Annotated in this window: 7 protein-coding genes; 5 read left to right on the forward strand and 2 right to left on the reverse strand. The window is 63.8% G+C overall.

Translation table 11 applies throughout. The annotated features are described in order from the left end of the window. Positions 1–447 precede the first annotated feature (447 nt). Genes AB0M95_RS28895 through AB0M95_RS28910 form a run of 4 tightly spaced genes read left to right on the forward strand, consistent with a single transcriptional unit; the run spans position 448 to position 11,752 of the window. Positions 448–4,806, forward strand: coding sequence for a DEAD/DEAH box helicase (locus AB0M95_RS28895; RefSeq protein WP_363771048.1), 4,359 nt, complete (start codon positions 448–450; stop codon positions 4,804–4,806). Continuing rightward, positions 4,803–6,710, forward strand: coding sequence for an ATP-dependent helicase (locus tag AB0M95_RS28900; protein WP_363771051.1), 1,908 nt, complete (start codon positions 4,803–4,805; stop codon positions 6,708–6,710). The genes AB0M95_RS28895 and AB0M95_RS28900 overlap by 4 nt, the downstream gene beginning before the upstream one ends. Continuing rightward, positions 6,703–9,900, forward strand: a complete 3,198-nt coding sequence (locus AB0M95_RS28905; protein WP_363771054.1) for a helicase-related protein — start codon at positions 6,703–6,705, stop codon at positions 9,898–9,900. Before AB0M95_RS28900 ends, AB0M95_RS28905 begins: the two co-directional genes overlap by 8 nt. 52 nt (positions 9,901–9,952) lie before the next feature. Further along, the gene (locus AB0M95_RS28910) at positions 9,953–11,752 is read left to right on the forward strand and encodes a DUF1998 domain-containing protein (RefSeq protein ID WP_363771197.1); all 1,800 of its coding nucleotides are present in this window, start codon (positions 9,953–9,955) and stop codon (positions 11,750–11,752) included. A 190-nt stretch (positions 11,753–11,942) separates the two neighbouring features. On the opposite strand, the gene AB0M95_RS28915 is transcribed toward AB0M95_RS28910, so the two are convergent. After that, positions 11,943–12,164, reverse strand: a complete 222-nt coding sequence (locus tag AB0M95_RS28915; protein ID WP_363771057.1) for a DUF397 domain-containing protein — start codon at positions 12,162–12,164, stop codon at positions 11,943–11,945. After that, positions 12,161–13,030 carry a helix-turn-helix transcriptional regulator gene (locus AB0M95_RS28920; RefSeq protein ID WP_363771060.1) on the reverse strand — a complete coding sequence of 290 codons (870 nt, stop codon included), beginning with the start codon at positions 13,028–13,030 and terminating at the stop codon, positions 12,161–12,163. Before AB0M95_RS28920 ends, AB0M95_RS28915 begins: the two co-directional genes overlap by 4 nt. Before the next feature lie 198 nt (positions 13,031–13,228). Between AB0M95_RS28920 and AB0M95_RS28925 the strand changes: the two genes are divergently transcribed. Continuing rightward, positions 13,229–13,708, forward strand: a complete 480-nt coding sequence (locus AB0M95_RS28925; RefSeq protein WP_363771063.1) for an ATP-binding protein — start codon at positions 13,229–13,231, stop codon at positions 13,706–13,708. Positions 13,709–13,767 lie beyond the last annotated feature (59 nt).

Below are 13,767 nucleotides of genomic sequence, written 5' to 3' on the forward strand. Positions count from 1 at the left end.
CCCCACGACCTTGCGCTGCCCCCCTACCACCACATCACCAAAAACCTATAAAACCTGGTCGACAACACCCACGCGCGGGCGCGGGGCTCGGCCGGCCGACGACGGGTGGTCTCGGATCCCATAAGAAGTACTCGAAGGAGTTGACGATCCATCGTGGCCGAGACCATCGGCGGAAGCTCCGTTCTCCAGGTCGTGACCGAGCAATCGCGCAGAGTTCTCAGGACGTACGAGGTCGATCCGGGACTCGTCCAGGAGCATGCCAACAGCGAGCGGCGGATCACACAGGGCGGTTACGGTGATCGCCAGGTGTACGAACTCGTCCAGAACGGCGCCGACGAGATGCGCGACGCTCCAGGTGAGGTCCGTGTCGTCCTGACATCGACTCATCTGTACTGCGCGAACGAGGGTGCCTCGGTCACGGCCGCCGGCGCCGACACCATTCTTCGGATGAGCGTCTCCCGGAAACGTGGCGGCCAGATCGGTCGGTTCGGCGTCGGCGTCAAATCGGTTCTCAGCATCTCCGACTCCCCTGAGTTCTTCAGCAAGGACGAAGGTGTGGAGATCGGCTTCGGCTTTGACCGGACGTGGTCGGCCGCACAGATCAAGTCGGTGCACTCCACAGCGGACGAGACCCCGGTCCTCCGCATGGCTCGGGTCCTGGACCCGAAGACGGCCCGTGCGTCCGATCCTGTGCTGGACGAACTCATGACGTGGGCGACCACGGTGGTCCGCCTCCCTCTTCGACCGGACAGCGTCGGAAGGCTCGGCGTCGACCTTGCCAAGTTCCCTGTCGAGTTCTCGCTGTTCTCCTCGCACGTGGACACTGTCACGCTGGAAGATCGACGTTCGGGACGACCGGTGGTGCGTCAGATCTTCCAGCGAGTCGAAGGCATCGACCACACCCTTGAAGAGGTACGTCCGGACGGAGCGAGCCTCGATCATCACTGGCGCGTATTCAGGAGAACACACCGTCCCAGCACGACCGCCTTGCGCGCGGCCGGGGAGCTGCACGATCGACCAGAGATCGACATCGCGTGGGCGGTGCCCTCCCGAGCGCGCGACCGCGGCATCTTCTGGGCGTACTTCCCCACGAACTACGCGACGACGCTCCGGGGCATACTCAACGCCCCCTGGAAGACCTCAGAAGATCGGCAGAACCTGTTCGATCGCAATGAGTTCAACGACGAGCTGATCAGGGTGGCCGCGGAGTTGGTCGTCGACTCGCTGCCTCACCTCACAGACCAGGACGATCCCGCCTCCTACATTGATCTTCTCCCCGGCCGCGGACGTGAGGCCCCCCAGTGGGCGGACAAGAGCCTCACCGACGCCATCTGGGCCGTGGCCGCGCGCAAACCGTCCCTTCCAGACCAGACCGGTCGGCTTCGACACCCGCAGGCGATGAAGCTGCACCCAGCCGGCCTGCAGGAGCACTGGCGTGATCTTTGGCAGGGCTACCCGAAGCGGCCCTACGACTGGTGCCACCATTCCGTCGAGAAGCGCGAGCGTCGCGCCCGGGCGGAGAGGATCATCGAACAGTCAGGCGGTCGGCCGGCCACCGTCCAGGAGTGGCTGCTGGCTCTTGTCTCGGACCGCTCGGCGGAAGCCTCCGCGCGTGCCATCCGCATCGTCGCCGACATGCGGCAGTCCGACCATCCCATGGCGGGCGAGGCACTCAGGGCTCGGATCCTGCTGACGGAGAGCGGCGAGCTCGTCCCTCCGGTGCGCGGGAAGGTCTTCCGGCGAAGCGGGGCCGACAACCTGCAGGACACGATGGTCTACGTTCATCCCGACCTGCTCCTGGACCAGGAGGCCGTGCGGGCACTGGAGTCGCTGGGAATCCAGGAGGCGGACGCGGCAGGTCGCTTCGCGGCCATCGTCGATCAGGGATTCGACGGATATAGCGATGCCCAGTGGGGCGACTTCTGGCAGCTCGCACGACAGGCGGGCCCCACGCGAGTGCTCGCGACCCTTGAGGCGAGCGGCTTGGACGCCGCACGGGTCATCAGGGTCCGTGTGATGTCCGGCGGGTGGAAGTCGCTATGGCACTGCCTGCTCCCTGGCCCTGTGGTCCCCAGGGACGGGGCACGCGACGCCAGCCTCGCCCTCGACCTGGCCTTCCATGCCGACGATCTTTCTTTGTTGAAAGGGCTCGGCCTGGTCGACCGGCCAGTACCGGATCAGGATCCTCGCAAGGAGTGGTGGTTCGAGCAGTACGTCGAGGCGGTCTGGAAGGGGTACGTCAAGACGCTGCCCAGCACTTCACCCACTCCGCAGCTGAAGAGCATCCGCGTGGACGGCGCGCACGTTCCCGGCCCGTTGCACTTCCTGCCTGAGCTCAGCGAGGAGGGGCGAGCCGCTTTTCTCGAAGCGCTTCCCGAGCATGCCATCGTCACGAGCTGGCATCTCCAGCACGGCAGTCAGGCCGCCACCCGGACCAGGGTGGTGTCCCCCCTCGTGTGGATAGCCCGGAAATACGGCTATCTCTCCACATCACAAGGGCTGCTACCGATTAGGTCATGCGTTGGCCCCCAACTCGCCACGTACCGCGACCTCCTCCCCGTGGCCCGGGTCTCCGACACAGTGGCGGTCGCGCTCAGGTTGCCATCCGCACTGAGCGATGTCCCACAGCCGATCTGGGACAGGGCCGTTTCCACGGCCGCTGAGAGCGACGTGCACGAGTTCGCCGGCAAGGTGTACGCACTGCTGTTCGAGGCGAAGGCGGCCTGGCCGGAGAGCGCCGTGACGCGATCCCGTGTCGGCGACAAGTGGGCGACCGATCGTCCCGACAACGAGATCGCGGTGACCGCCGACCGGGACGAATATGACACGCTGATCCGCGAACAGATCCCTGCGCTGCTCGTCCCCTCCGTCGAAGCCGCCGAGGCGATGATCGAGACCTGGGGCATGCTGCGATTCTCCGAGGTGGTCGAGAAGGAGATCCGGTATGTGGCGCAGGCCGAGCCTGTTCTGCTCATCGACGAGTTCCCGCACCTCAAAGTGAACCGCCGTCCACAGGTGAACGGTTGGTCGCTTGTCCGCTGCAGCGAGTTGGACGAGATCATCAGAACACCGAGCGGGATGCGGACACAGGCACTCGCGGAAACCCTCCATGAGAGGAACGTGCTCGTCCTCCGGCCCGAAGACGATTTCGCCGCGCTCGCCGCGATCGATCGGACACTGCGGCTGGGACTCGGCGAGGCCGGATGTCGTTCGATCCTCAAGTATCGAGAGCAGCAACGAAACGACGAGCATGTGCGTCGCGCGCGCGAGGCGGTCGACCCCGCAGAGAAGATTCTTTTCCTCGTGGGCGAGGAGGCTCTCCGGCGAGGACTTCCCCAGGGGTTGCTGGAGAGCGATCAGGCCGAGATGGGGCGCGTTCCGGATGCACAGCGGATAGCGAAACTAGCGATACATGCCCACGGCGAGGCCATTCTGAGCCATCACGGGAAGGATCTGGCGGCCCGCCTACCTGAGGCCCCCACCAGTTTCAGAGGCGACGGTACGGCACGTCGTTTCACCAGCGACCTGGGACTTCCCGAGAGCTACGCGGGGACGAAGGCCATCCCTCTACCCGCGGAAGAGATCGTTGATGGGCCCATCGACCTCCCGGCCCTACACCCCTACCAAAGGCAACTGGCCGACAACATGTTCCGTCTGCTGGATCGTGCGCGACCCGGCCGGGCGATGCTGACGCTGCCCACGGGCGCCGGCAAGACCCGGGTCGCCGTCGAGGCGGTGATCAACGCGATCAAGGCGCACAGTGTCATGGGACCGGTGCTGTGGATCGCGCAGTCCCGCGAACTGTGCGAGCAGGCCGTTCAAAGCTGGCGTTTCCTCTGGTCCAAGGTCGGGCCGCCGAAGGAGCGCTTGACGATCAGTCGGTTGTGGGACGGCAACTCCGCCACAGCCGTGACCGCGAACGCGCACCTGGTGGTCGCCATCGACGACTCGCTCAAGAATCGTCTGCGGGACGATGAGTACGAATGGCTCCGGCAAGCCGCAGTGGTGATCGTGGACGAGGCGCACTCCGCCTTGGCACCCACCTACACCGAGATCTTCCGGCATCTTGGACTCACCTTCACCAAGACGGAACGGCCGCTCATCGGCCTCACGGCGACCCCGTTCCGCAGCACGAACGAAGAGCAGACCCGTCTGCTCATCGACCGTTTCGGGTCCACCCGGCTCGATGAGGGCGTCTTCGACGGCGATCCATACGAGATCTTGCAGCGACAGGGCGTCCTGGCACGCGCGGAACATCGGCCACTGGTCGGCGCGACGATCAGCCTCACGCCCGAAGAGCTCAAAAAGGCCGATTTCCGGGGGCTTCCGACCAGCGCCGAGGCACGATTGGCGGCCGACGAGGAACGCAACGACATGCTGATCAAGGAGATCGCCGCGCTGGATTCCAGCTGGCCGGTGCTGTTGTTCGCGGCCTCGGTGAATCATGCTCAATTGCTGGTGGCCCGGCTCAACGGCCGTGGAATTTCCTCTCGTGTCATCGAATCCGCGACACCCGCCTCGGAGAGAGCACGCATCATCGAGGACTTCCGCAATCGGAGGATCCGTGTCATCGCGAACTTCGGTGTGCTCGCGCAGGGTTTCGACGCCCCGGCCACGCGCGCGGTCGTGGTCGCCCGTCCCACCTACAGTCCCAACGTCTATCAGCAGATGATCGGCCGTGGGCTGCGGGGACCTAAGAACGGCGGCAACGAGGTGTGCCTCATCCTCGACGTGCAGGACAACATCACGAACTTCGGTGAGGCACTCGCCTTCACCCGGTTCGAACACCTCTGGAGCAAGAAATGACCGGCCCCTTCGAAGACACCCCGGAACTCACCGCCGAACAAAAAGAGGTCGTTCGGCTACCCGACGACGCCCGGGCCCTCGTCATCGCCGGAGCCGGTGCGGGCAAGACCTACACTTTGGTGAGACGCCTCGACACCCTCGTGGAACGGGACCAGCTGAGCGCAGGAGATCTACTGGTACTCAGTTTCTCCCGGGCGGCCGTACGTGAGCTGAAAGAGCGGCTCGCACGTCACGGTGAAGCCTCTCGGCATGTTCGTGTCCAGACGTTCGACTCCTGGGCGTTGGAACTCCTTTTGGAGATGGACCCCGAGGGTGATTGGAGATCACGCGCTTTTGACGAGCGCATCGAGGCGGCGGCCGACGTCATCGAGAGATACGGCCTCGACGAGCTGTACGACGACCTTCGCCACGTCGTCATCGATGAGGTCCAAGACCTCGTCGGCAGCCGACGGGACCTGGTGGAGACCCTGCTGGATACCCAGAACTGCGGCTTCACCGTCGTAGGCGATCCGGCGCAGGCGATCTATGGATTCCAGGTGCCCGAGGCGGAGCGCACGGGAGAGAATGGCCGCTTCTTCGACTGGCTGAGAAGCCGCTTCGGAGACGAACTGGTCGAGCTCCGGCTCACTCGCAACTTCCGGGCCCGAACCGAAGAGGCCGAGATCGCGCTCGCGTTCGGTCCGGCACTTCAGGCGGGTACCGCGAGATCCGCCGAAAAGTTGTACCGAGCATTGCGGAACTCTCTCCAGGAAACCCTCCTGATGGGCGATCTCGAGGACCCGTTCGTTCACGAGAGTCTTCGAGACCACGAAGGAACGACAGCGATCTTGTGTCGTACGAACGGTCAGGCCTTGCTGGTGTCCGGGCAGCTCCGTGCGGGCGGAGTCGATCACCGTTTACAGCGCTCGGCACGTGATCGAGTGGTGCCGGCATGGCTGTCCTTGCTGTTCCGCGCGATCGACGGCTCGATGTTGTCGCAGTCGCGGTTTCTGGAGGTGGTCGGGGACCAGGCCATGCTCGATGAAGCGGACCATTCTCGGCTTTGGAACATGCTCCTGCGCACCGGACGGGGGCGAGGGCGAGCACTCGATCTGGCGCGGTTGCGCACGGCCATCATCAACGGCGGACTTCCCGACGAACTCACGGCCCAGCCCACCGCACAACTGATCGTGTCGTCGGTGCACAGGGCCAAGGGGTTGGAGTTCGACCGGGTCATCGTCGTCGATCCCGGACCTTTACGGGAGGAGGGCGGCAGATCTGTCGATATCGGTGAGGAGGCCCGCACTCTGTATGTGGCGCTCACGCGAGCACGACAGGAATTGATGCATCTGAACTCTCCCCGAACAGTGCCGTCGTACGTCAGGAAAGTCGGTCGACAGGAGCGCTGGGGTGTTTATCACATGGGCAAGAAGAGCCTGCGGCTCGGCGTGGAATTGATCGCTGGTGATGTCGATACGGTGGAACCTCCCGGCTCGCCCGGCGACCTTCCCGGCGTGCGGTACGAGCACACGGCGCTTGACCTCCAGGATCTGCTCCTTGACAAGGTGCGATCCGGTGACGAAGTGATGCTTGGGCGCATCGACGGTGAACCGGCGGACGCGGATCGGAGTCCAAGGTACACGGTCACACTCAAGGACAACGGGTGTCCCATAGGTATCACCTCTGAATCCTTCTCAAGGGACCTCTACGACTACATGCGAATCTTCAGAAACCACGCCCCGTCTTCATGGCCCAGAACGATCAGTGGCCTCGCCATCGACACGATCGAAACGGTGGCCGGAAGTGTCTCGGCCGGCTCCCTGTCCGGACTGGGATCACATGGCGTGTGGGCGGCTCCGCGTCTGTTCGGGCTCGGCAGATTCACCTATGACGAGGCTTCGGCCAAGGAGGGCGACCGTGCCTGATCACGCCGAGCATTACCGATTCCGGGCCGAGCTGGTCGAACGGCTCCGGGAGGATCTCCTCGGACCGGCCGGCGGGGAGAATGAGATCGTCTTGGATCCCCCGATCACCACGTATGCCGCTGGAATTTTGTTCCCCCGCCGTAGAGACAAAGATGAATCCCAGGAGGAGCAGAGGGAAAAGGATGCCGATCTGGCGCCCGCCCGACTTGCCGTCGAGGAAGTGCCCGACACCGGCGTCTCGCTTGCGAACGTCCAAGCCCCCTCGTCGATGGGTCTCACATTCGCGGTCGATCCCGGTCGTTCCACAACGGTGTTGATCAACCCCTCCGCGGCGATATACGAGCCCATCGACCATGCCAGCAACGTCGTGAAGGCCCATCGGGCAGAACGCCGGTCCACCGAAAAGCTGAAGGCTCGATGGCGTCGTAAGCCGCTGGAGATCCCACCCGTCCGTGTCGATGTGACCGAACCCGGACAGCGCACAGAGACGATGGCGCCTGGATTGGAACTGAGGTTGCGGATTCGTAGGCCGACAAACGGCGCCGTCGCGATCACCGCCACCTTGGTCAACGTGCATGAACTCGCTAGGGGCGCCCTGCAGGATACGCACTGCTTCTTTCAGCCTGTACTTCAAGTCGAAGGGCCGGAAGGAACCGTCCCTCTGGTAGAACGCCCGGTGCCGGTAGGGTCCAGCGAGAACGAGGTCCTGGTCAACAAACTACTGCACCGTCATGCCCCTACCTTCGCGGTCGGGCACGGTTGTGCCGCCGCATGGCAGTGGACACCACCACCCGTACGTGGCGCGGTTCGAGAAAAGGCCACCGCTGCCGCCGTCTCGGCGGTCTGGTCGTCGTTCGTTCCGACTCATGACGTCCTACTCGCCGACTCGAACCCCGAGTTCGACATTCCGACCCTTGACATGCTTCACCTCGCCAATGCACCGGACACCGAGGTGGTCAGCGCATTGCATGGCCTGCTTTCGGGCTACCGCGCCTGGATCGCCGACCGCTCCATGGAAGCGGACGAACTGCGAGACACCGAATACAAGGAGGTCGCGCGGCAGCAGATCGACCAATGCCGACTCATCGCCGACCGCATGGCCGGCGGCATCGCCCTACTCGGCCAGACGCCCGAAGCGATGACCGCGTTTCGCCTCGCCAATCAAGCCATGGCACTCCAGCGAGGACGAAGCTCCTGGATCAAGGCTCGACGGAAGGGCGACGTAGAACTCACCGGGCGTTGGCGTCCCTTCCAGATCGCCTTCCTGCTCATCTGTCTGGAGAGCATCACCGACCACGACCATCCTGATCGTCCGATCGCAGACCTGCTGTGGTTCCCGACCGGTGGCGGCAAGACCGAGGCATATCTCGGCCTCATCGCGTACACGGTATTCCTTCGTCGTATCCGCGGAGGTGTACGCGGCGGTGGAGTGACGGCGCTGATGCGCTACACGTTGCGTCTCCTCACCTTGCAACAGTTCGAACGAGCCGCAACTCTCATCTGCGCGATGGAGACGATGCGCCGTGACGACGAGGTCCGGCTCGGTGCCGAGGAGATCTCACTGGGGATGTGGGTCGGCAAGGCGGCCACCCCGAACACTCTGAAGGCGGCCGCCGCCAGCATCGCGGCACTTCGGGACGGCGCAGAACTACTTGAGGAGAATCCGGTACAACTGCGTACTTGTCCCTGGTGCGGCACCGAGATGAGCGAGGAGGACTACGAGGTCGCCGACGATCTCGCCACGATGAGCATCACGTGTCCCGCGGAAGACTGCGCTTTCCATTCGGGCTTGCCCGTACATGTCGTCGACGAGGCGATCTACAAGGCACGTCCCACGCTCGTCATCGCGACCGTCGACAAGTTCGCCCAGATCGCGTGGCGTGCTGAAGTCGCCGCACTCTTCAACCTCGACCGTCCGGACGGAACACCGCCACCGGAACTGATCGTGCAGGACGAGTTACATCTGATCTCAGGACCGCTGGGAACACTCACAGGCCTCTATGAGACCGCGATCGACGTGGCCGCCGCCCAGCCGAAGATCCTCGCCTCGACCGCCACGATCCGACGAGCCGGACAGCAGGGAAAGGCACTGTTCGACCGAGAGGTCAGTCAGTTCCCGCCCGCGGGGCTGGACTCTCGAGATTCCTGGTTCGCGGTCGAGGCGCCGGCCGACAGAAAGGGCTCGCGCCTGTACGTAGGGCTCATGACACCGAGCACGAGTCAGGCGACTCTGCTGGTTCGTGCATACGCCGCCCTGCTCCATCACGCCGGACAGGTCAGAGGCGAGTACGCCGTGCGGGACGCCTACTGGACCCTCATCGGGTACTTCAACAGTCTGCGACTCCTCGCCGCCGCCGAACTACAGGTCAATGACGACGTCCAGGATCGACTGCAGTTACTCGCCGAACGGGCCGGCGTTCACACGCGCCCGGCGGACCTACAAACGGAGCTCACGAGTCGAGTGAAGTCGAGCGAGATTCCGACACGTTTGAAGAGTCTGGAACTGGCACTTCCGAACGAGCCCTTCGACACCGTCCTCGCGACGAATATGATCTCGGTCGGTGTGGACGTCGATCGCCTCGGCCTGATGACCGTCATGGGCCAGCCCCAGACCACCGCCGAATACATCCAGGCCACAAGCCGTGTAGGCAGACGGCATCCGGGCCTGGTTGTGACGTTGCTCAACGCGGCACGCTCCCGTGACAGGTCGCATTACGAGAACTTTCTCTCGTACCACTCCGCCCTGTACCGACAGGTGGAGTCCACGAGCGTGACGCCGTTCTCCGCCCGCGCACGCGATCGTGGTCTGCACGCCGTACTGATCGGCCTCGCGCGGTTGACCCGGGAGGAGGCACGGCCCAACAAGGCCGCAGCAAACGTGGAGCAGTTCCTCGACAAGCTACAGGATCTCTGCGATGTGATCCTTTTCAGAGTCAAAGAGGTGGCACCGGAGGAACTCGATGCCACCCGCCGAGACCTTGAAATCATCATCGACCACTGGCGTGATCTCGCCGAATCGAACTCCGAGCTGGTCTACGAGGCTCCGTACACGTACAAACGCAGTGAACCGAGAGAGCGGGACGCGGCCCTTCTCCGTTCTTACTCTGATGAAGATCTCGAGGACGGCCTCACGACCCTGTGGAGTCTCCGCGATGTAGACGTCGAGTCCGACCTGTATCTGGAGAGGTGACATGGTTCCGCGTATCGGTTCCAACAGGCGTCCGACGCCGGGTCGTCGGGAGATCACGGAGCGGACCCGTACGCCCCAAGGGGCCGTACGGCGCACACAGATGATCACGACCTATGGTGTCGGCTCGCTGGTCGCGATCGGCGACCAGTCGTTCATCATCAGTGGACTCGACACCTGGAAAGCCGACCTGGCTCCTGTCATCCACGAACCGAATCTTCAGCACTGGCTTTCCGTGAACGAGTTTCGACTCCCTCCCGCGGCGAGCCCTCCCGCAGGCGACGGGGTCAGAGTCCGACTGTTCCCGGAAATGTACTCCTGTCCGGAGTGCAAGGCACTGCAGCCCTTTTCTAGATTCGGCTCACCGAGAGGAAAGAGCCGTTGCGGCGCCTGCGACAGGCCACTGACCCCGTCTCGCTTCGTCACAGCCTGTGTCAACGGACACCTCGACGACTTTCCGTACTGGGAATGGTTGCACAACAAGTCAGGCGACTCGACCGGTGACCGAGGTGAACGTCATGATTTGACTCTGCACAACACAGGCGGGACCGCCTCCCTCCGGTCGATTCTCATCAAATGCTCCTGCGGCGTGAGACCGGTCTCGATGGAAGGCGCGCTCGGCGGAGGAGCCCTTGAGTCCATCGGTTTTCGTTGCAGAGGCAGACGCCCGTGGTTGGGACGTGACGGTGATGATGAGGCGTGTTCGGAAACGCCGCGAGCACTCCAACGAGGGTCGTCGGCGGCATGGTTTCCCGTTCAGCGCTCATCTCTCTCCATACCGCCGTGGTCTCAAGCGCTCCACAAGTTCGTCGTCAAGCATCTGGAGCAACTGCTCCAGCATGCACAGAACGAAGTGGTGCTCGACGCCGTCATCGGCGCGATCATCAAGGGGTACCCGTTCACCAAGGACCAAGTTTTGGGTGTCCTTTCTGAACATCGCCAGCTGAGGGAGGAGAATCGAGAAGAGGAGGCGACACGACTCGACGCCTCCAGCCGCCTACGGCAAAAGGAGTACAGAGAGCTACTGAACGGGACGGCCGAGGTGTCGCGTGACGACGACTTCGAATGCGAGTCCGCGCAGACGGACGCGTCCGACCCGATCCCCCCAGGTCTCGGCAAGGTCATGCTGGTCAAGCGGCTCCGTGAAGTGCGAGTGCTTGAAGCCTTCACCCGAGTCGAGGTGCCTGATCCTGCCCTCTCCGCCTCTCGGCCTGCCCCCTTATCCAAGCGGGCGATGGACTGGCTTCCGGCCATCGAGGTCATGGGGGAAGGTGTGTTCCTGACGATCGAAGCCGGCAGGCTGCGTGAATGGGAGGGTGCCGATGGCCCATCGGCCCGCGCGAACCGCATTCGCGACAACCACCGTGCAGTATTGCTGAGACGGGCGCAGCTTTCGCAGAGACGGCATGCCACCGTCGACACCGACTCCCCGATAACGCCTCGTTACATCCTCTTGCATACGCTCTCGCACGCGCTGATAAATGAATGGAGCCTGGACAGTGGCTATCCGGCCGCCGCTCTTCGAGAGCGCATCTACTGTTCGGATGACATGGCCGGTGTCCTCATCTACACCGCTACCAGTGATTCCGCCGGGAGTCTGGGAGGAGTCGTAAGCCAAGGCGAACTACACAAGCTGCGTAACTCACTCAGATCCGCAATGGACCGCATCTCCTGGTGCTCTCAAGACCCTCCATGTATGGAATCGGAGGCCAGCGGTGCCGACAGTCTCAATCTGGCGGCCTGCTATGCCTGTGTACTCCTGCCTGAGGTCAGTTGCGAAGCGAATAACACCTTCCTCGACCGTGCCATGCTGGTCGGTACTCCCGACGACCCGCAGATCGGCTTCTTCCACTAGCTCCGCCGGTTCCATCCCTCGATGGCGGCCGTTGGTCGTCGCAACGTTCACACTCAAGGTGGTGACGCCCGGGCGTTGACGCTGATCCCCGGTGGAATTCACAGTGAGCCGAGCCAGAGCGGGGCTCCCCACCGGGGATCGTTAAGTGCTTCGGCTGGGTTTCCAACTGCCCAAGGCGATGAACCGAACGTTACATCTCTCCTGCTGCCAAACCATGGATGAAAGCGGCCCACTGAGAAGCACTGAGGCAGAGAAAAGCGCGGTCGGGGCACTTGGAGTCGCGGATGGCCTTGGCGCCGTTGGGGAGGGTGGCGACTTCTACGCAGTCGTTTTCGGCAGCGCTGGCGGAGGACTTGCGCCACCTCGCGATGGAGAGGTCGTAGGCGTAGAGGTCGGTGTTCTGGTTGGTCACGGCTTGCTGCCCTTCTCCAGGCGGGCTATCAGTGCCGTGGAGTCTTCCACCGGCAAGGCGGCGGCGACAATCCTGTCGAAGGCATCAGCAAAGGTGCGTACCTCCGCGACGCCTTCGACGTAGGTGGCGCCGATCAGGTTTTCCAGGAGGACTACGTCGGGCATGGCGTTGGGGAAGCCGACGAGGCTGAAGCCGCCTGCGGAGCCTGGGTGTGGGGTGGCGTCCAGGGGCATGATCTGGACGGTGATGGTGGGCAGGTCGGCGAGTTCGCGGAGTCTGCGGAGTTGGTCGCGCATCGTCTCTGGTCTGACCGCGAAGCGTTGGTGGAGGACGGCTTCGGAGATGATCGCCCAGACTTTCAACGGGCCGCTTGGCCGGGTGAGGACAGCCTGGCGTGCCAGGCGTATTTCTGCGAGGGCTGCGATCTCTTCAGTAGTGCGGGTCATCGTGATGCCGGCGATGGTCTCGCGCGCGTAGGCCGCCGTCTGCAGTAGGCCAGGGACGAGCAGCGGGGCGAAGACCCGGATGCTGTCGGCGTCGGATTCCAGGGAGATGTAGTCGGCGTACGCCGGTGCGACGAGACCGCTGTAAGTCTGCCACCAGCCCTTCTTGCTCGCGTCCCTGGCGAGGTTCTCCAACGCGGCCACGATCTCGGGGTCGTGCACACCATAGATCTTGAGCAAGGCGGCCACTTCGGCCGGGCGGATGTGGGCATTGGCGTTCTCGATGCGCGACAGCTTCGGAGCCTTCCATCCGACTGCCTCGGCAGCAGCGTCCAGGGTCAGCCCCGCGGCATTGCGGAAGCGCCGCAGGGACTCACCGAGCCGACGTCGGCGAACGGTGGGGACGGGGCGCTCGTTCGGCATAGGCGCAGTGTTCCATCACGTCGAGTGACGGGACCGGCGGATCATCAAAGTCGCCGTTCGAATTTAGGTGACAAGGTTGCGAGCTTCGGTGCCAACCTCCATGCTGCCATCACCAGCAGCAATCACTCTGGGGCACCAGAACAGCACAAATAGTGACATCGCTCGCAGCTGCATCCCCGCCCTCAAGAGGAGGCCCCCATGGGAGAAGACCGCGTAGACGCCGGGCTCGGGTTCTACATGACGACGCGGCCGGAGGGGTTCGTCGTTCATATGAATGTGAGCGAGGAGAACCTACGTGCCGTGCGGGAGGTGACGCAGAGTGTGCTGACCGCTGCGGGGGTCGACCGTGAGATGGTCGAGTCGGCGCGGTTGGTGGCGTCGGAGCTGGTCGGAAATGCGGTTCGGGCTTGTGGGCACTGGGTGCCGGTTGTTGTGGAGATCGAGTCGGATCGGCGGGGCGTCTGGGTCAGAGTTCACGATCCGGATCCGTACCGGCTGCCCAGGCGGACGGGGATCGCGGCCGATGACGACCAGGCGGAGTCGGGGCGTGGGCTCTGGCTGCTGGACGCGCTCGCGCCCGGGTGGGACGTCGCGCTCACCCCGATCGGCAAGCAGGTCCGCTGCCTGCTCCCCGCGCCGGAGGCCGTTGGCGTCCGGATCGTCGGCCGAGATGTCTGACCGAGGATGCCGCCACGGCACCTAAGCGCGTGCGGCTGTCACTTCCGGAGCTCCTAGGT

This window comes from Sphaerisporangium sp. NPDC051017 (assembly GCF_040683095.1).
Lineage (GTDB): Bacteria > Actinomycetota > Actinomycetes > Streptosporangiales > Streptosporangiaceae > Sphaerisporangium.